This window comes from Streptomyces sp. JJ36 (genome assembly GCF_021696945.1).
Taxonomy (GTDB): domain Bacteria; phylum Actinomycetota; class Actinomycetes; order Streptomycetales; family Streptomycetaceae; genus Streptomyces.
The window spans coordinates 1-18,027 of record NZ_JACYHE010000029.1; the positions used below are offsets into that span (position 1 = coordinate 1).

An 18,027-nucleotide genomic window follows, 5' to 3' on the forward strand; every position below is an offset into this window, starting at 1 on the left:
ACGTGCGCGTGCGGCGGGGCCCCGCTCGGCCGCTGGAGCGGGCGCGGCCCGTCCTGCGCGCCCGCGGGGGCCGCCCCCTCCGGGCGGACGGCCGTCCCTGCACAGGCGGCGGCGAGCAGGGCCACGGTCGAGGCGGTCAGCGCCCGCCGCGAGGCCCGCCAAGCCATATTTCCCTTTTGTCGTACAAACCGCATAACGCCGGATCGTGTCACCGACCCGCCGGGGTCCCGCCACGCCGGAACGGCGTGGCGGGGAGAATGAGCCATGTGGCCGCATCCGACTCACCCGCACCCGGCACGGGCGACGACCCGTCGGCCGTCTTCGCCGCCTTGCTGACCGACGAGGGCCGGCTGCTGCTGGAGGAGCTCCGGGACCACGACCCCGCCCGGGAGCTGGCCCTCGCCACCCGGCTGCGCCGCACCCACCCGGCGCCGCTGGTCTCCGCCGCGCTCGGGCAGGCCCGGCTGCGGCAGCGGGCCGCCGCGAAGTTCGGGGCGGACGCGGAGCGGATGTTCTTCACACCCGACGGCGTCGAGCAGGCCACCCGCGCCGCCGTCGCCGCCCACCGCGCGCAGCGGTTCGCCGGCCGCGGCGTGCGGCGCGTCGCCGACCTGGGCTGCGGCGTCGGCGGCGACGCACTGGCCCTGGCCCGCGCCGGGATCTCCGTGCTGGCGGTGGACCGGGACCCCCTCACCTGCACCGTCGCCCGCGCCAACGCGGAGGCCCTCGGCCTCGCCCACCGCATCGAGGTGCGGCAGGCCGACGTGACCTCCGTGGACACCGGCGGCTGCGATGCCGTCTTCGTCGACCCCGCGCGCCGCAGCGCCGCCCGCCGCGGCGCCCGCGTCTTCGATCCGGAGGCGTACGAGCCGCCGCTGAGCTGGGCGGTCGGGACCGCCCGGCGGTCCGGGCAGGCCGCGCTCAAGGTGGCGCCCGGCATTCCGCACGCCTCCGTGCCGGAGGGCGCCGAGGCGGAGTGGGTCTCGCACCGCGGCGAGGTGAAGGAGGCGGTGCTCTGGTTCGGCGGGCCGCCCGGCGTACGGGCCACCCTGCTGCCGCAGGGCGACACGCTGGCCGGGGCGGGCCTGCCCGACCCGCCGGCCGGCCCGGTGGGCCGCTTCCTCTACGAGCCCGACGGCGCCGTGGTCCGCGCCCATCTGGTCGCGGAGGTGGCGGCCGCGGTCGGCGGCCGCCTGATCGACCCGGCGATCGCCTACGTCACCGCCGACACGCTCGTCCCCACCCCGTACGCCACCGCGTACGAGATCACCGACGGGCAGCCGTTCCAGTTGAAGCGGCTGCGGGCGCTGCTGCGCGAGCGCGAGGTCGGCACCCTGACGGTGAAGAAGCGGGGCTCCGCGGTGGAGCCGGAGGAGTTGCGGCGCCGGCTCCGGCTGCGCGGCCCGAACACCGCCACGGTCTTCCTCACCCGTGCGGCCGGCGCCCCCACGATGCTGATCGGCCACCCGGCCGGCGCCTGAGCTTGCCGGCGCACCGGCGCCGCAACACGCGCCACCCGGACACCGCGACAGGCGCCGGACGGGCGCCGGAATGCGCGGCGTCCGGACGCTCCGCATCCGCCGGGACTTGATGAAGTCTGCCGTCGCCCATTTCCCGGTACAGCACGCCCGCATACCGTCTTCGCAGTAGTCGCGAGGAACGCGAGCGCACTTCCCGTAATTCCGAACCGGGGGCCGCCGCCGGGAAGTCGTGCACCCCTCGGCCCTGCTGTCCCCCATCGAAGGGAATTCGAGAATGACGGCACCCCTGGAACTCTTACCGCGGCAGTATCTGGACGGCACGTGCGGCCGCATCATCGGCCTGCTGGAAGAGGGCGGCGCCCGCTACCGGCTGGTGCCGCACGCGCCCGAGGGCCGCACCGAGGTGGCCAGCCGGCTGCGCGGCCACCCGCCCGCGCAGGCGGCCAAGTGCATCGTCGCGCGGGTCCGGCTCTCCAAGCGCTCGGGCCGGTACGTGCTCGCCGTCGTCCCCGGCGACCGCCTCGTCGACCTGGACGAACTCGCCCGGCTGTACGGCGGCAGGGACGCCGCCTTCGCCGACCGGGAGACGGCGGCACGGCTCTCCGGCGCGACCTGCGGCTGCATCCCGCCGTTCTCCTTCGCCCCCGAACTGACCCCCGTGGTGGACCCGGCCCTGCTGGACCACGACGAGATCTTCCTGAGCGCCGCCCGGCTCGACCTCTCCCTCGCCGTCCGCACCCCGGACTATCTCGCACTCGCCCGCCCCGAAACGGCCGCCATCGCGCGGCCCGCAACCCGGATCGGAGTTTCCGCATGACCCTCCTGGACGCCGCCGAGGACACCACCGCGCCCGCTGTCGCGCCGTCCGCGATACGGCCGCCGCACACCTGGGGAAACGCCCCCGGTGAATTCCTGCGGGCACTGGAATCCCCGTGGTACCGGCTCGTTTCCGACCTCCAGGATCTCTTTCTCTCCAGCACCGTCGAATACGCCCGGGCACGCGGTCTCAAGGCGCAGTATCTTCCGCTGACGACCCGCACCATCACCTGCCCGACCGGGCTGGGCAGCGACTCCGAGCCGGTGCCGGTGACGGTCGGCGGCGTGGACACCTATCTGCCCGACTCCAGCCAGTTCCTGCTGGAGTACGGCATCCGGCTGGCCCCCGGCGGCTGCTACACCGTCATGCCGTCGTTCCGCGGCGAGGACCCGGACGAGACCCACCTCGGCCAGTACAGCCACAGCGAGGCGGAGATCCCCGGCGGCCTGGACGACCTGATCGACTACGTCGAGGGCTATGTGAAGGCGCTCGCGAAGGCGGTGCTGGAGACCTACGGCGACCGGGTGGCACTCGCCGCCGGCGACACCTCGCACCTGGACCGGATGGCCCGTCACGAGGGCCCGTTCGCCCGCATCACCTTCGAGGAGGCCGTCTCGCTGCTGGAGGGCGAGGAGGGCTGCGTACGGGACGAGGGCACCTGGCGCACCCTCACCCGCAAGGGTGAGCACAAGCTGATGGAGACCGTCAGCGAGTTCCTCTGGGTGACGCACTTCGACCACCTGTCGGTCCCCTTCTACCAGGCGTTCGGCGACCCCGACCACCGCACGGCGGCCAACGCCGACCTCTTCTTCGGGATGGGCGAGGTCGTCGGCTCCGGCGAGCGGCACGCCACCGGTGAGGAGATCCGCAAGGCGCTGGCCCTGCACGACGTCCCGGAGCGGGACTACGCCTGGTACGCCGAGATGAAGTACCGCCACCCGATGCGCACCGCGGGCTTCGGGATGGGCATGGAGCGCTTCCTCATGTGGGTGCTGAACCACCACGACATCCGGGACCTCCCGCTGGTCTCCCGGGTGGACGAGGACCGTGCGTGGCCGCGGAGCGTCCACCGCCCCTGACGCCTCCCCGTCGCGGGTCCCTCCCGGACCCCGCGGCCACGCCCGACCGCCCTCCTGCCGGAGCGGGGGACTCCCCGCCCCGCTCCGCCGGAGGGCCCGGACCGCGCTCCCCGGGGACTCCCCCGCCCCGGGGAGCGCGTCCGCTCCCCGTCGCTCCGCTCCACCCGTCCCGCAGCCCTCCCGCGCGCCCCTCGCCCGCCTCCCGGAACCGGAGAGCCCCGCCATGAGCGTCTATCTGGACCGCAACTTCCTGCTCAGCTATGCGGCCTCGTTCATCTCGCTCTTCGGCTCCAAGCTGCTGATGATCTCGTACGTGGCCTACGTCTACGGCGAGACCGGCAGCGCCACCCTGGCCTCCGCCGTCTTCGCCGCCGACTGGGTCGCCAACCTCTTCGTGGGGCTGCTGGCGGCGTCGTTCATCGACCGGGCGGACGCACGGCGGCTGCTGCTGGTGCTGAACGTCACGGCCGCCGCGGTCACCACCGCGTTCCTGGCCTGCCTGACCCCCGAACGGTTCCCGCTGGCCGTCGCGGTGATCTTCCTGCGGGCGCTGCTCAACAGTGCGGTGAACACCGCCCGGGTGAAGGGCCTGGTGCAGTTCTTCGACGAGGAGGGCACCGACACCTTCTCCGCGGTCTTCAACTCCAGCCTCTTCATCGCCGTCGCCGCCGCCGGCGCGGTGGGCACCGTGCTGCTGCGCTTCACCGGGATGGTCACGGTCGTCCTCATCGACGTCGCGACCTTCCTGCTCGCCACTGCGCTCTTCGCCCTCGTCCGGCCGCACCGGGAGCGCACCGCGCGGGCCCGTCGCGCCGCGCGGCGGGACGCCCGCGGCCCGCTGGCCGGGGTGGCCGGGGCGGTGCGGCTGGTCCGCGGCGACCCCGTGCTGGGCACCGCGTTCTTCTACATCGTGCTCTCCGTGACGGCCTTCCAGGCCACCTACGAGGTACTGATCTCCGCCATGCCCGAGCTGTGGTTCGGGCTCGGCGAGCCGGGCACCGCGCTCTTCTTCACCGCGGAGTCCGTCGCCGTCACGGCCGGCGTCTTCGCCTACCAGTACCTCGGCCGCCGCGGCCTGGTGCCGGAGCACCGGCAGCGACGGCTGAACCTCGGCACGGCGGTCGCCGCCACGCTGCTGTACGCGGCGGTCCCGCTGGCGCAGGACAGCCTGACGCTGACCCTGCTGGCCTTCGTCGCCGTCGTCTTCGGCGGCGAGCTGATCTGGGCGCATCAGTACAAGCGGCTGATCGCCCGTACGCCGGACGCCCGGATCTCCTCGGTCGTCGGGCTGCTGTCCGCAGTGGGGTACAGCCTGATGGCCGTTCTCGGCTTCGCCTTCTCCCGCGCCATGGACGCCCTCGGCGCCGAGTGGGCCATCGCACTGGACCTCGTCCTCATCGCGCTGCTCGTCGCCTGCTGGGAGCTGGGGGCGAGGCGCCCGTCCCGGCAAGGGAGCTCTCGTGAAGACCTCGGCATCCCCTCCCCCGCGGCCCCGTCCGCGCGCGTTCGTCCTGCTCGAAGTGGTCGGCCACGTGACGCTGGTGGCGAAGGAGGCGAAGGCCCGCGGCCTGACGGTGGTCGCGGTGAACCGGAGCCCGCTGCCGCGCACGGGGCCGTTCCGGGTCCCTGACGGACTCGTCGACGAGACGGTGCCGCTGCCGGCCTGGTCCGACGCGACCACCGTGCGCGCCGTCCTCGACGACCTCTGCGCCCGGTACGAGATCGCCGGTACCTACGCCGCCTTCGAGGCGACCCTCCCCTGGGACGCCGAACTGCGCGCCCGCGCCGGCCTGCCGGGCAACGACCCGGCCGCGGTACGCGCCCTGCTGGACAAGGCCGCCGTACGGGACCGGCTGCGGGCCGCGGGACTGACCGGGCTGCGCTCCACCACGCTGACCGCGGCGCTCCGCAGCGACTCCTGGGACTTCCCGGGCGCCGCCGTGCTCAAGCCCGCGCACGGCACCGGCAGCGCACTCTGCTTCACCGTCTCCTCCCCGGCCGCGCTGCGCGCGGCTGCCGGACGCATCCGGCACGACGGGCCGGCCTCGCCGCTCACCCGTGACTACGTCCTCGGCGGCCGCCGGCCCGGAGGCACCCCGGCCACCGACCGCTTCGTGCTGGAACAGCGAGCCGAGGGCGAGCTGCTCTCCGTGGAGTCCCTGGTGCACGGCGGCACCGTGCACACCGTCGGGCTCACCGGGCGCTACGTGCTGGCCGCCGACCGGGTCGTCGAACAGGCCACCGTCTTCCCGTACGCCCACCCGCGGCAGGCGGAGATCACCGCGGCGGCCCACGCCTACCACCGGGCGCTCGGCTTCACCCACGGCCCCACCCACCTGGAGGTCATGGTGCCGGAGGACGGGCCGGTGGAACTGATCGACTTCAACCCGCGGGCCGCCGGCGTCGCGGCCGTGCCGACCTTCTCGCTGGTCTTCGGCACCCCCTACGAGCGGCTGCTCACCGACCTGGGCTGCGGCCGGGCTCCGGACACCGCCGCGCTCCGGCCGACCGGGCGCTGCGCCGCCGACACCTGGCTGCTGCCGCCGCCCGGTACCACCCGGCTGCGGGACGTCGGGTTCCCGCCGGAGGCGCTGCTGCCGCGGCTGCTCCAGGAGCCGGGGCCGCTCTCCGGCCGGTCGGACCAGCTCGACACGGTCGCCATGTTCGTGCTGGCCGCCGGCTCACCCGCCGCCCTGCACCGGGACCTGCTCGCCGCCCGGCGCCGCACCACCGTCAACGGCGTCCCGCTCGGCGACAACCCGAACAACCACCTGATCGCCCCCGCACACCTCGCCCCCGCGGCCCCCGCGCACGGACGCGGGGCGCCCCCCGAGCCCGCAGCACCCGCAACGGAAGGAGCACTCGCGTGAAGACGGCAGTGATCATCGGCACCCGTGGCCTGGAAGCCTTCGACCCGGGACTGTTCGAGGAGCCCGGCAGCGTACGGCTGGTCCTGGTGAGCACCGAGCGGGACGCGGCCGAGCACCTGACCGCGGAGCAGCGCGGCTGGTTCGACGCGATCCGTCTGGTGCCGGGCTCGGCGCCCGACCCGGAACCGCTGCTGGTGCCGCAGGTCGACGCGGACGCGGCCGCCGACGTGGTGGCGGGCGTGTCGGCGGAGGCCGGGCACGGCCCGGCACCGACCGTGCACTGCTACGCCGAGCAGAACCTGCTGGCGGCCGCCCGGATCCGGGAGCGGCTGGACCTGGACGGGCCGCGGCCGGCGGACATCGTGCCGTTCCTGGACAAGCTGGAGATGAAGCGCCGGGTGGCGGCCGCGGGGGTGCGGGTGCCGGCCTTCGGGCGCTGGGAGCCCGCCCGGTACGCGGCCGGAGCACGGGCCTACTTCGACCGGCTGGTGGGCGAGGTCGGGCTGCCGTTCGTGCTCAAGCCGACCGACGCCGCCGGCTCCCTCGGCGTCGTCTTCGTGGAGTCCTGGGCGGACTTCGCCGCGCTGCCGGCCGGCGGCGAGCTGGGGCGCGCCTACGAGTACGAGGAGTTCGTCGACGGCACGCTCTACAGCGTGAACATCGTCTCGGCGGGCGGACGGACCGTCTTCGGCGGCGTCACGGAGTATCTGGTGAACTCCTCCGAGGTGGCGGAGGGCCGGGTGAACGCCGACATCAACCTGCTGGACGACGACCCGCGGGTGGGCCGCATGGTGGCCTTCGCCGGCCGGGCCCTGGACGCGCTGGGCCGCCCGGACGGCGCCTCGCACCTGGAACTCTTCCGCACCGCCTCCGACGAGCTGGTCTTCCTGGAGGTCGGCGCCCGGTTCAAGGGGATGTCGGGGCTGGCGGCGATGCAGCGGCACTACGGGCTGGCCCTGGTCAACCTGGCCTTCGGCATCGAGAGCGGGGTGCGCTCCCGGCCGTGGGAGGGCGAGCAGGTCTACTGCTTCGACGCCTGCCTGCCGCTGCGCGAGGGCGTGATCCGGGAGCTGGTGGAGCCGGAGCTGGAGAGCGCCTACGAGATGCGCTGGACGGTGCGGCCGGGCGACCGGGTGGCCCGCACCTCCGACCTGGTGACGGTCGGCGGCACCTTCCTGGTGTGGAACGCGGACTTCGCGGCGCTCTCCCGCGATTTCCGGGCCCTGGCCGGCTACCAGCCCTTCACCTACGAGCCCGCCGCTCTCCGGGTCCCCGAGGGCAGCGCGGCGTAGCAGCCGTCCGGCCGCGTGCCGCGCGCACGGAAGCGCCGGGCCGCCCGTCCCCCGGGCCGCCCGGCGCTTCCGTGTGCCGGCGGTGTGCCGCCGCCGGTCAGTCCTCGCTGCCGGAGCCGAAGTCCCGCTCGCCGTGCAGCCACTGGACCTTGTGGTAGAGGTCCTCGGCGGAGAGTGCCCGGAGCATGCGGTTGCGCTCCGCTGCCGCCTCGCCCGCCGGGTGGTAGAGCTGCCGGCCCATCTCCCGGGCCACCAGGGCGGCCGCGGCGGTGCGTTCCCGGCGCACCGCGCTGTACTTCTCCAGCCGCTGCACGGCCTCGTCGGCCGGGCCGTCCAGCAGGGCGCCGAGGACCACCGCGTCCTCCAGGGCCTGGCAGGCGCCCTGGGCCGCGTACTGGAGCATGGGGTGGGCGGCGTCGCCGAGCAGCGCGACCCGGCCGTCGGTCCAGCGGTCGGCGGGCTCCCGGTCGCAGAGCACCCAGGACTTCCAGTTCCGGCCGAGCTCCAGCAGCCGCCGGGCGACCGGGCCGAGGTCCGGGAACTCGCCGAGCACGTGCTCCCGGTCGGCGGGCACGCCGGCGACGGCCTCGGTGGCGGCGTCGTCCCGGGTGGCGGCCAGGTTGAGGTACTTGCCGCTGCCGATCGGGTAGTGCACGAAGTGCCACTTGGGTCCGGCCCACAGGGTGACGGTGTTCCAGCGGAGGTCCTCGGGGACCTCCGCCATCGGGATGACGGAACGGTAGATGGTGTGCCCGGACACCCGCGGCTCGCCGTCGCCGAGCATCTGGGCGCGGACGGTGGAGCGGATGCCGTCCGCGCCGATCAGCACGTCCCCGGTGATCCGCTCGCCGGTGCCGAGCACCGCGGTGACACCGGTGCCGTCCTGCTCGTAGCGGGCGACGGGGCTGTTCGCCCGCAGTTCGATGCCGTCCCGGGCCTGGCAGGCCTCGAGCAGCGGCTCGAACAGGCAGGTGCGGTGCACGACGGCGTACGGGTTGCCGAAGCGCTCCCGGTAGGCGCCGGTGAGCGGCATGGACTGCACCTTCTCGTCGGTGGTGCCGTCCATGAAGCGGAGCTCGTCGATGAAGACGGCGCGGGCCCGCACCTGCTCGCCCACGCCCAGCCGGTCCAGGGCGTGGAAGGCGTTGGGCCCGAGCTGGATGCCGGCGCCGAGCTCCGTGAAGGAGTCCCAGCGCTCCAGGACGGTCACCCGGTGCCCGCGCTCGGCGGTGGCCAGCGCGGCGGCGAGGCCGCCGATGCCGCCGCCCGCGATGAGTATCTTCGCCATCAGTCCTCCTGGTAAGGGGCCGCCGGCTTTGGCCGGTGGGGGCGGGCCGTCGCCGTACGGGGACGGGCCGCGTCGTCGGTCGGTCGGTCGCGGTGTGCCGCCGGTCAGGCGGCGCGCTGCTTGTCGAGCACGAGGTCGTGGCCGACGACAAAGCCGGCGGCCTCCGAGCAGAGCCACAGCACCGTGTCGGCGACCTCCTCCGGGGAGGCGCCGCCGCCCCCGGGCTCGTGGGGCTCCGGGACGCTCCCGTCCGGGGCGGGCTCGTGGGTCGGCCCGGGGCTGATGGCGTTGATGCGGATGCCCTCGCCGATGTACTCGCCGGCCGCCGTACGGGTGAGGGTGGCCAGCGCGGCCTTGGAGGCCGCGTAGGCGCCGAGCCCCGGCAGCAGGCCGTTGCTGGCGAGGTTGCAGGCGGTGTTGACGATCACCCCGCCGCCGTGCTGCCGCATGTGGGCGATCTCGTGCTTCATGGTCAGCCACACGCCGGTGAGGTTGTGGGCGAGGGTCTCCGCCCAGACGTTCTCGCAGATCTCCGCGACGGGCTGGCTGGGGCCGGAGAGGGTGGCGTTGTTGAAGGCGATGTCGAGGGGCCCGTACTGCCCGGCCGCCTCGGCCACCATGCGGACGGCGGCGGCCGAACCGTCCTGGGTGATGTCGGCGGCCACCGCGGCGCCTTCGCCGCCCTCGTGCCGGATGAGCTTGACCGTGGTCTCCAGGTCCTCGGTGTCGGCACCGGCGACCACCACGCTGGCGCCCTGCCGGGCGAACGCCAGCGCGCCGGCGCGGCTGATGACACCACCACCCCAGACCAGTGCGACCTTGCCGTCGAATCGTGCAGGCATGTCATGTCTCCTGTTTCCCGCTGGGCACCGGCGCGCTGCCGCCGGAAAGGCTGTGGAATCGACTGTCGGCAACCGGACCAATTCCGGTCAACGAGGCCAATTCGACTTCGTCAGAAAGAAAGGCGTCAGAACGGGAAGAGCTCCGGAATGTGCGTCGTCCCGGCGTCTGCCGCCCGGCCGCCGCCGGGCCCGTCGCCGCCCGGAGGCGGGGCGGCGGCCGGGGCCGGAGCCCCGGCCGCGCCCCCCGTGGCGCCGTACTGCGCGGCCCCGCCGGCGGCCGCGAAGGCGAGCCCGAGCCCGGTGAGGTCGGGGGTCGTGTGGACGCCCTCGACCGCGGCCTCCACGTCGAAGCGGTGCACCGACGTGGGTGGGGAGCCGAGGATCTCGGCGGCGCGCGTGGGCAGCGGCTGCCGCGCGGCGGCCTCCGACTCCCAGAGGAAGACGGCGCCCCAGCGTCCGCGCTCCGCGTCGGATATCCAGAATTTCAGCCGCAGTCCCGGGAATTCCGCGAATCGCGGCACGGCCTCGTTCCGCAGGAATCCGCGCAGCGCGGCCACGGTGCGTCCGGAATCCGGCCCGGGCAGATCCCACCAGGCGACGACGGCTTTCACGTGCCGAGCACCTCCCGCAGCAGGCCGGCGGTGAGGTGCGGTCCGTCCTCGGTGAGCAGCGACTCGGCGTGGAACTGCATGGAGGCGAAGCCGGGCCCGCGCAGCGCGTGCACCTCTCCGCTGTCCGCATCGCGGCTCACCTCCACCACGCCGACGCCCTCCACCTCCGCCTTGTCTTCCTCGCTGCGGGCCGCGAAGGTGTTGTAGAAGCCGACCCGGACCCGCTCCCCGAAGAGGTCGATGGTGCGCTGCACGCCCTGGTTGGGCACGTCCCGGCGGATCAGGTCGAAGCCGAGCAGGGTGCCGAGCACCTGGTGGCTCAGGCACACCGCGAGGAAGGGCTGCCGGGTGTGGAGCATCCGGCGCAGGGTGGCGTGCAGGTGTGCGATCTTGGGGTGCGCCAGGTCCCGCGGGTCGCCGGGCCCGGGGCCCATCACCACCAGGTCGTACTCCGCGGTGTCGTGCGGCTCGTCGAACCGGCGGACCGTCACCTCCGGCCCCAGCGAGCGGAGCTGGTGGGCGATCATCGCGGTGAAGGTGTCCTCGGCGTCCACCACCAGCACCCGGCGCCCCGCCAGCCCGGGCACCGGCACCCGCGTCCGGTCCTCCTCCGGGGCCAGCCAGAAGCCCGCCAGGGTGGCGTTCCGCCGCTCCAGCGCGGCCCGTACGGTCGGGTGCCCGCCCAGGCCGCCGGCCCGGCGCTCGGTGAGGGCGGCGAGCAGCCCGGCGGCCTTGGCCCGGGTCTCGGCGACCTCGGAGAGCGGGTCGGAGTGGCGCACCAGGGTGGCGCCGACCCCGATCCGTACCCGCCCGCGCCGGTCGATGTCGGCGGTGCGGATGAGGATGGCCGAGTCCAGGGTGCGGGCGCCGGCGGCGTCCCGGCCGATGAGCGCGGCGACCCCGCTGTAGTAGCCGCGGCCCTCCGGCTCGTAGCGGGCCAGCACCCGGGCGGCGCTCTCCAGCGGGCTGCCGGTCACGGTCGGGGCGAGGAGGGTCTCCCGGAGGATCTCCCGCACGTCCCGGTCCGAGCGGCCGGTGAGGACGTACTCGGTGTGGGCGAGCCGGGCCATCTCCTTGAGGTAGGGGCCCTCCACGCGGCCGCCCTCCGGGCAGAAGCGGGCCATCATCTTGAGTTCCTCGTCGACGACCATGTACAGCTCGTCGGCCTCCTTGCGGTCGGCGAGGAAGTCCATGACCTCGGGCAGCGAGGGGCCGCCCGCCGGGTAGCGGTAGGTGCCGCTGACGGGGTTCATCACGGCGGTGCCGTCGTGCAGGCTGACGTGCCGCTCCGGGGAGGCGCCGACCAGGGTGCGGTCGCGGGTGCGGACCAGGAACGTCCAGTAGGCGCCGGCCTCCCGTTCCAGGAGCCGCCGGAAGAAGGTGAGGGCGCTGCGCGGCGTGTAGCCGGTGATGTCCGCGACGAAGGACCGCTTGATGACGAAGTTGGCGCCCTTGCCGGTGCCGATCTCGTCCGTCACGACGCGCTTCACGGTGGCCGCGTACTCCTCGTCGGAGACGTCGAAGCCGCCCTCGGTCACCTCGATCGGCTCGTCGGGCAGGCGCGGCAGCGCCTCGGCGAGCGCCAGGGTCTGCTGCTCCGCGACGGTCACGGTGAGCAGCGGGGCGCCGTCGTCGGGCGCGTCGAAGCCGCGCTCGGCGAGCTGCCGGTAGGGGACGAGCGCCAGTACGTCGTGGCGGGGGCCGCCCGCCGGGGGCTCCACGGCCCCGCCGGGTGCCGTCGCCGCGGCGTCCTGGCCGGGCAGCGGAACGTCCGCGAGCGTACGGGCCGTGCCGGCCTCGCCGGCCACCACCTCCAGCAGCCCCCGGCCCGCGGTCTCCGGGCGGTGCAGCAGGGCGTAGGCGGCGTGGCGGCCGTCCAGCACCCGGGCGAGCAGGTCGTCGGGCGGCGCGGCGCCGCCTGCCGGTCCGGTCATCGCTGCCCCCTCTCCAGTCCGGTGACGATCTCCTTGGCCGTGGTGACGGCCGCGCAGCGGCGGGCGGCGTACTCCACGGCGAGCCGGTGGTCGGCGGCCGAGAAGTCGGCGACCGCGTCGGCGACCAGGAAGGTGCGGATGTCGTGGCTGAAGGCGTCGCAGGCGGTCATCAGCACCCCCACATGGGCGTAGACCCCGCACAGCACGAGCTGGTCCCGGCCGGCCTCGCGGAGCCGGGCGAGCAGGTCGGTGCGGTGGAAGGCGCTGTAGCGCCACTTGGTGAAGACCCAGTCGCCGGGCCGGGGCGCCAGCGGGTCCACGACCCGGCGGTCCGCGGGCTCGGGGGTCATCCCGGGGCCCCAGAAGTCGCGGAGCAGGCCGCGTTCCTCCGGGGTCATGCCGCCCGGCTGGGCGGTGTAGGCGACGGGCATGCCGGCGGCGGCCGCCGCCTCGCGCAGTCCGGCGGCGTTGCGCACCAGCTCGTCCCGGAGGGTGCCGGGCAGGGGCCGCAGGAAGTAGCGCTGCATGTCGTGCACGAGCAGGACGGCACGTGCCGGGTCGACCGTCCAGCGGGCGGTGTTCTCCGGCAGGTCGCCCGGCGCGGGCAGCGGATAGGGTTCGATCTCGGGTATTCCGGCCATGGTGGTGTCCTCCAGGTCCGGTCCGGCCGGCCGCGGTGCGGACGGCTGTCGTTGCTACGGGCGCGGGACCGCGGCCCGGCGCGGCTCAGACGCCGAGCGCCGCGCCGCCGTCGACGGTGAGGTCGTGCATGGTGATGTGGCCCGCCTCGTCGGAGAGGAGGAAGGCGACGGCGTCGGCCACGTCCTTGGGGCGGGCCAGCTTGCCGAGCGGAATGCCCACCCGGTACGCCTCGGCGCGGCCCTCGATGGTGCCCTTGCGTCCGGTGTCGTCGGCCCACATCGAGCTGAGCATCGCGGTGTCGGTGGAGCCGGGGGCGACCAGGTTGCAGCGGATGCCGTCCCGGGCGACCTCCAGCCCCAGGCACTTGGTGAACATCGTCGCGGCCGCCTTGGAGGCGGCGTAGGCGGCCATCTCCACCCGGGCCGTGCTGGCGGCGTTGGAGGCGACCGTGACGACGGCGCCGCGCCGGCCGGCGGCGATCATGCGGTTGACCACCGCCCGGGAGACGAAGAAGACCCCGGTGGTGTTCACCGCGAAGGTGGCCGACCAGTCGTCGTCGGTGAGGGCCCGGGCTTCGGACAGCCGCAGCACGCCGGCCGCGTTGACCAGGAAGTCGGGTGTGCCGAACCGCCGTTCCACCAGGCCGACCAGGGACTCGACGTCGGGGCTCGACGTCACGTCGCCGGCGAACGCCTCCACGTCGAGCCCGTCGGCCTGCATCTTCTCCACGGTCTCGGCGAGCCGGGTACCGTCCCGGTCCACCGCGGCGACCCGTGCACCGCGCTCGCCCAGGGTCCGTACGACGGCCTCGCCGATGCCGCCGGCCGCGCCGGTGACGAGAGCGACCTTCTCTTCCATGTGGCTCCTTTCGGGGCATCCACCGCATCCGCCGGTGGGTGTCGACATGCCGTCCCCTCGGGGGGTCGGCTCGGGCCGGATCACCGGGCCCACCGGGCCGGGGCCGGCCACCGGGGGCCTCGGCTCCGGCGCCGCACGGGCCCGGAGTCGTCCGCCGGTCCGCGCCCCGTGGGGCGGTGAGGGGCGACGACGCCCCGAAGGGGCCGCCCCGGACCGGCGGGCCGGGTCTCAGACCTGCCAGGCGCCCGCGACCGTCAGCGCCTGCCGCGGGTTCAGCCGCGGGTCGCAGAAGCTCGTGTACTTGTCGCCGACGCGGGAGAGGGCGTCCTCGTCCGCGGCGCACTCGGAGACGTCGTCCGGGGTGGTCTCCAGGTGCAGCCCGCCGGGCACCCCGCCGGCCCCGTACACCGCCCGCTGGAACTCGGCGATCTCGTGCGTCACCGTCTCGACCAGCCGGGTCTTGAAGCCCTCCGCGGTGCACACGGTGTTGCCGTGCATGGGGTCGGTGAGCCAGACGACGGGGTGGCCGGCCTCCCGCACCGCGGTGACCAGGGCGGGCAGCCGCTCGGCCACGGCCCCGGCGCCCATGCGGGCGATGAGGGTGAGCCGGCCGGGCTCCCGTGCGGGGTCCAGCCGCGCGCACAGGGCGAGCAGCTCGTCCGGTTCCATCGCCGGGCCGACCTTGCACGCCGCCGGGTTGGCCACGTGGGCCAGCAGGGCGACATGGGCGCCGTCGGGCTGGCGGGTGCGTTCGCCGATCCACGGCCAGTGGGTGGAGGTGAGCACGGGACGGCCGTCCGGGTCCCGGTGCACCTGGGGGATCTCGTAGTCCAGCAACAGCGCCTCGTGGCTGGTCCACACCGGCGGCGCGACCCGGCGGGCCCGTTCGCCGCCGGTCCACCCCAGGTACTCCACGGCGCGCCGTGCGGCGTCGTGGCCCGCCAGCATGCGGCGGGGGTCGGGGCGGCGGCGCTCCGGGTCGGGCTCCGGGCTGTTGACCATGTGCCCGCGGTAGACCGGCAGCTCGACGCCGTCCACGACCTCGGTGGGCGAGGAGCGCGGCTTGCCGAACTGACCGGCCATCCGGCCGACCCGCAGCACGGGCTTGTGCGTGGACATCCGCATGACGCCCGCGAGGGCGTCGAGCAGCCCGGACTTCCGGGCGACATAGCCGCTGGTGCACTCGGCCGGGTCCTCCGCGCAGTCCCCCGACTGCACGATCTGGACCTCGCCGGCGGCGGCCCGGGCGAGCAGGCCGCGCAGGGTGCGCACATCCTCGAAGGTGACGAGCGCGGGCCGCCGCGCCAGTTCGTCCCGTACTTCCTCGACAACCTGTGGATTCCCCCAGTCGGGCTGCTGCCGGGCCGGCAGCTCACGGAGGAATGCGAGATCCTTCTCCACCAATGCCTCCCGTTGTCGGACTGACCAGAATTCTGGGCGGCGGAACTCCGCACGGAAAAAGAGAGGCGCCGGACTTCGTCAGGTCCGGCACTGCCCGCGGAAAAAGCAGAATGGCGAATATACGTGATGCCCCGGACCGTGAATTCGGATATTCGGTGTCACGTATTCACGCGGTGCCGGAAGGCGCGAAAAGCGCCGGCGGCACCGGATTTCCGGTGCCGCCGGCGCTGCGCGGGAGGCCGCGGCGCGGGCCCGCGGCGGGTGCCGCGGCGGGTGCCGCGGCGGAGGGAAGCCGCGGGCGGGGCCTCAGTCGCGGATGACGGTCTTGGTGCGCATGAGGAACTCGCCCAGATAGCCGTCGTGCGGCGTCCCGGGCTCCATCCAGTGCGTCGGGTGGTCGCCGAGGTAGACGTTGGCCACCGTGGGCTCCGCCACCAGCGCGTCGACCAGCCCGGCGTTCTCGGTGAAGGCGCCCAGCACCAGGGTGTCGCGCAGCGGGGCGAGGCCGTCCTCCGGCGTCCACGGGGCCACCCAGACGCACGGGAAGGGCAGCTCGATGCCGGCCCGGGCGTCACCGCGGTCGAGCTGGTGCACGGCGGGCCGCAGCACCGCCCCGCCGCCGGGCAGCTCGTCCACCACGCCGTCGCCGCCGAGCCAGGCCGTGGCGCCCTTGGCCTGGGTCAGCAGATGCTCCTCCAGGGCACGGGCGGCGGCCGCCGGCTGAGCCGGCAGTACGGCGTCCGGATGTTCCGGCGGCAGGCTCGGCAGCCGGGCCAGCCGCTCGGCCAGCGCCTCGGCGACCGGCGCCGGGTCGCCCTCGACGAAGACCGCGGTGGTGTTGACGCACTTGACCCCGCCGTGGTGGGCGACGGAGTCGACCAGCACGTCCAGGTGGTCGCGCCAGTCGGTGTCCGCGGTGAGGAGCACCTTGGAGCGGCCGGGTCCCTGCGCCAGCACCCGGGCGTCGCCGGCGTACCGGCGGACCACGTCGTCGCCGCCGTAGACGACGCCCAGGTCGGCGCCGGCCAGCACCTCGCCCGCGACGGCGTGGTCCGTGGGCAGGCAGGCGACCTGGTCGTCCGCGAAGCCCGCCGCCCGCAGCGCCGCGACCAGCCGGTGCGGCGTGAACGGCTCGCGCCGCGAGGGGCGTACGGCGATCCGGTAGCCCAGGGCGAGCGCCTCCAGCCACAGCGCGTGCGGCGCCGGGTGGTTGCCCGCGGCGTGCACGGCCAGGACGTCGCCGCGGCGGGTCCACACCGCGCGCCCGGTGCGGGTGAGCGGGTCCCGCCAGTCGGCCACCGCCCCGGTGGGGCGGGCGTGCCGCGCCGCGAAGTGCGCCCGGTGCGCGGCGGTGGCGATCTCGTCGGCCGCGGCGCGCACCGCGGTACGGGACACCCCGGAGACCCGGCTGACCAGGCGCTCGTACGCGTCGTAGGAGAGCCCGCCGACGGTGCCCTCCCGGAAGACGCGGGCGGCCCGGGCCAGCGCGGCCAGCCGCTCCTCCTCGGGCAGGTTCTCCGCACGGCGCAGCGCGGTCAGCGCACGGCCGACGAAGAGCTGCGGGACGACGCTCAGTTCGGCGACCGGCCGGCCGGCGACGTCGGGCACGGTGAGCCGCTTGCGGGCGCGGTAGGCGCCGCGCGGGCCGAGCGCCTCCAACTGGACCGGGGGTGCCTCCCCGGCCCCGGCGTCCTCGCCGGGGCCGGCGGGTGCGGGGGAGGCCTCGGGGGCGATCCGCGGGCCCGCCATCAGTAGACCCCTTCGATGACCGTCTCGTTGTCGAACTCCTTGACCGGGGCGACGTCGGCGATGGCGTCCCCGGTCTGCCCGGGCAGCGGCCGGATGCGGGTGCCGTAGTCGCGCTCCAGGTTGTTCGGCAGCAGCAGGCTCTTGCCGACGTAGTGCATGACGATCCGGCCGCGCTCGCCGTACGGCACCGGCCGCCCGGTGTCGCCGTCGATGACGTTGTAGGTCATGTACGGCGAGAACGGGTCGTAGACGCAGGGCTCGTCGTCGCTCAGGCCGGGCCGCTCGGTGACGTGGCCGAGGGTCATGGTGTTGCCGAAGCCGCTGACGAAGGCGGCGTCCGGGAAGAGCTCGGTGCGGTAGAGGTGGCGGGTGTCGGCGTCGAGCTGGGTGCCGACCCACATGATCGCCTTGACCTTCTTGCGTACCAGCTCCACCAGGTCGTCGCGCCGGCTGAGCCGCTCCAGGGTGGGCGGGGTGAGCATGAGCACCCCGATCTCCTGCGACTGGAGGGTGGGGGCGAGCTGGTCCACCAGGTGCTCGGTGTACGCCTCGGCCTCCGCCTTCGCCCCGCGCCCGATGAGCTTCTTCACCCAGCGCGGGTCCACGTCCACCGGGAAGGGCAGGCCGCCCCGGTGCTTCACCAGCCGGTGGAAGGTCTCCCCGACCATGTGCGGGCCGGAGGGGATGCACAGCGCCCAGTCCACGCCGCGCGGTACGCCGTGCGCGTCGAGCTGGGCGCTGCTGTGGGCCAGCAGCATGTCCAGCCACTCGCGCAGCATCACCACCCGCTTGGGGGCGCCGGTGGTGCCGCCGCTGTCGTAGATCCCGATGATCTCCGGGTCGGGGCCGTATCCGCGCGGGACGAGGTCCCGGACCGGGACCTCGCGCAGCCGGCCGGCCACGTTGGGGAAGCGGGTCAGGTCGTCGTAGCTGCGGATGTCGGCGACCGGGTCGAAGTCCAGGGTCTCCGCTATCCGCAGCCAGAAGGGCGAGCCGGTCTCCGGCGAGAAGTGCCAGCGCAGCGCGGCACGCAGAAAGGCGTCCGGGTCGGGCTGGGCGTCGAAAGGCATTTCCAGAATGGGGTCGGCGGCGGACGACATCGTTCTCCTCAGGGTCGATTCGGTGAAAACGACGGGCTACCCCATCAATCAATGGCTTTGCGC

The 18,027-nt window shown here is 74.5% G+C and carries 15 protein-coding genes; 6 read left to right on the top strand and 9 right to left on the bottom strand.

What is annotated here, in order from left to right; translation table 11 throughout:
• Nucleotides 1-257: 257 nt before the first annotated feature.
• From HOY81_RS13635 to HOY81_RS13660, 6 genes are all read left to right on the top strand, one after another.
• Nucleotides 258-1,481 carry a class I SAM-dependent methyltransferase gene (locus tag HOY81_RS13635; RefSeq protein ID WP_237320606.1) on the top strand — a complete coding sequence of 408 codons (1,224 nt, stop codon included), beginning with the start codon at nucleotides 258-260 and terminating at the stop codon, nucleotides 1,479-1,481.
• A gap of 274 nt (nucleotides 1,482-1,755) precedes the next feature.
• Entirely contained in the window at nucleotides 1,756-2,298 is a 543-nt protein-coding gene (locus HOY81_RS13640) for a YbaK/EbsC family protein (RefSeq protein WP_237320607.1), read from the top strand.
• On the top strand, nucleotides 2,295-3,377 hold the full coding sequence (locus HOY81_RS13645; RefSeq protein ID WP_237320608.1) for an amino acid--tRNA ligase-related protein: 1,083 nt from the start codon (nucleotides 2,295-2,297) through the stop codon (nucleotides 3,375-3,377). Before HOY81_RS13640 ends, HOY81_RS13645 begins: the two co-directional genes overlap by 4 nt.
• A gap of 223 nt (nucleotides 3,378-3,600) precedes the next feature.
• A complete protein-coding gene (locus tag HOY81_RS13650; RefSeq protein WP_237320609.1) occupies nucleotides 3,601-5,007 on the top strand; it encodes an MFS transporter in 1,407 nt (468 codons plus the stop codon).
• A gap of 310 nt (nucleotides 5,008-5,317) precedes the next feature.
• A complete protein-coding gene (locus HOY81_RS13655) occupies nucleotides 5,318-6,247 on the top strand; it encodes an ATP-grasp domain-containing protein (RefSeq protein ID WP_237320650.1) in 930 nt (309 codons plus the stop codon).
• Nucleotides 6,244-7,539, top strand: coding sequence for an acetyl-CoA carboxylase biotin carboxylase subunit family protein (locus tag HOY81_RS13660; protein ID WP_237320610.1), 1,296 nt, complete (start codon nucleotides 6,244-6,246; stop codon nucleotides 7,537-7,539). Before HOY81_RS13655 ends, HOY81_RS13660 begins: the two co-directional genes overlap by 4 nt.
• A 97-nt stretch (nucleotides 7,540-7,636) precedes the next feature.
• Here the strand turns inward: HOY81_RS13660 and HOY81_RS13665 are convergent, their stop codons facing one another.
• From HOY81_RS13665 to HOY81_RS13705, 9 genes are all read right to left on the bottom strand, one after another.
• Nucleotides 7,637-8,827: a 3-hydroxybenzoate 6-monooxygenase gene (locus HOY81_RS13665; RefSeq protein WP_237320611.1), complete on the bottom strand. Its 1,191-nt coding sequence runs from the start codon at nucleotides 8,825-8,827 to the stop codon at nucleotides 7,637-7,639.
• 104 nt (nucleotides 8,828-8,931) lie between these two features.
• Nucleotides 8,932-9,669, bottom strand: a complete 738-nt coding sequence (locus HOY81_RS13670; RefSeq protein ID WP_237320612.1) for an SDR family oxidoreductase — start codon at nucleotides 9,667-9,669, stop codon at nucleotides 8,932-8,934.
• Between the two features lie 125 nt (nucleotides 9,670-9,794).
• Nucleotides 9,795-10,280 (bottom strand): YdhR family protein, encoded by a 486-nt coding sequence (locus tag HOY81_RS13675; RefSeq protein WP_237320613.1) that lies wholly within the window; start codon nucleotides 10,278-10,280, stop codon nucleotides 9,795-9,797.
• Complete coding sequence (locus HOY81_RS13680; protein ID WP_237320614.1) at nucleotides 10,277-12,214, bottom strand: anthranilate synthase family protein; 1,938 nt, start codon at nucleotides 12,212-12,214, stop codon at nucleotides 10,277-10,279. Before HOY81_RS13680 ends, HOY81_RS13675 begins: the two co-directional genes overlap by 4 nt.
• Complete coding sequence (locus HOY81_RS13685) at nucleotides 12,211-12,855, bottom strand: isochorismatase family protein (protein WP_237320615.1); 645 nt, start codon at nucleotides 12,853-12,855, stop codon at nucleotides 12,211-12,213. Before HOY81_RS13685 ends, HOY81_RS13680 begins: the two co-directional genes overlap by 4 nt.
• Nucleotides 12,856-12,940: 85 nt before the next feature.
• Nucleotides 12,941-13,714, bottom strand: coding sequence for a 2,3-dihydro-2,3-dihydroxybenzoate dehydrogenase (locus HOY81_RS13690; RefSeq protein WP_237320616.1), 774 nt, complete (start codon nucleotides 13,712-13,714; stop codon nucleotides 12,941-12,943).
• A gap of 228 nt (nucleotides 13,715-13,942) precedes the next feature.
• Nucleotides 13,943-15,115: a 3-deoxy-7-phosphoheptulonate synthase gene (locus HOY81_RS13695; protein ID WP_237320617.1), complete on the bottom strand. Its 1,173-nt coding sequence runs from the start codon at nucleotides 15,113-15,115 to the stop codon at nucleotides 13,943-13,945.
• 306 nt (nucleotides 15,116-15,421) lie between these two features.
• Nucleotides 15,422-16,864 carry an aldehyde dehydrogenase family protein gene (locus HOY81_RS13700; RefSeq protein ID WP_237320618.1) on the bottom strand — a complete coding sequence of 481 codons (1,443 nt, stop codon included), beginning with the start codon at nucleotides 16,862-16,864 and terminating at the stop codon, nucleotides 15,422-15,424.
• Complete coding sequence (locus tag HOY81_RS13705) at nucleotides 16,864-17,964, bottom strand: phenazine antibiotic biosynthesis protein (RefSeq protein WP_237320619.1); 1,101 nt, start codon at nucleotides 17,962-17,964, stop codon at nucleotides 16,864-16,866. Before HOY81_RS13705 ends, HOY81_RS13700 begins: the two co-directional genes overlap by 1 nt.
• Between the last annotated feature and the right edge of the window lie 63 nt (nucleotides 17,965-18,027).

Bases quoted from the DNA above. Each gene is read 5' to 3' on its own strand.
- HOY81_RS13635 (WP_237320606.1), top strand. From the start codon at position 258: ATGAGCCATGTGGCCGCATCCGACTCACCCGCACCCGGCACGGGCGAC.
- HOY81_RS13640 (WP_237320607.1), top strand. From the start codon at position 1,756: ATGACGGCACCCCTGGAACTCTTACCGCGGCAGTATCTGGACGGCACG.
- HOY81_RS13645 (WP_237320608.1), top strand. From the start codon at position 2,295: ATGACCCTCCTGGACGCCGCCGAGGACACCACCGCGCCCGCTGTCGCG.
- HOY81_RS13650 (WP_237320609.1), top strand. From the start codon at position 3,601: ATGAGCGTCTATCTGGACCGCAACTTCCTGCTCAGCTATGCGGCCTCG.
- HOY81_RS13665 (WP_237320611.1), bottom strand. From the start codon at position 8,827: ATGGCGAAGATACTCATCGCGGGCGGCGGCATCGGCGGCCTCGCCGCC.
- HOY81_RS13670 (WP_237320612.1), bottom strand. From the start codon at position 9,669: ATGCCTGCACGATTCGACGGCAAGGTCGCACTGGTCTGGGGTGGTGGT.
- HOY81_RS13680 (WP_237320614.1), bottom strand. From the start codon at position 12,214: ATGACCGGACCGGCAGGCGGCGCCGCGCCGCCCGACGACCTGCTCGCC.
- HOY81_RS13685 (WP_237320615.1), bottom strand. From the start codon at position 12,855: ATGGCCGGAATACCCGAGATCGAACCCTATCCGCTGCCCGCGCCGGGC.
- HOY81_RS13690 (WP_237320616.1), bottom strand. From the start codon at position 13,714: ATGGAAGAGAAGGTCGCTCTCGTCACCGGCGCGGCCGGCGGCATCGGC.
- HOY81_RS13700 (WP_237320618.1), bottom strand. From the start codon at position 16,864: ATGGCGGGCCCGCGGATCGCCCCCGAGGCCTCCCCCGCACCCGCCGGC.
- HOY81_RS13705 (WP_237320619.1), bottom strand. From the start codon at position 17,964: ATGTCGTCCGCCGCCGACCCCATTCTGGAAATGCCTTTCGACGCCCAG.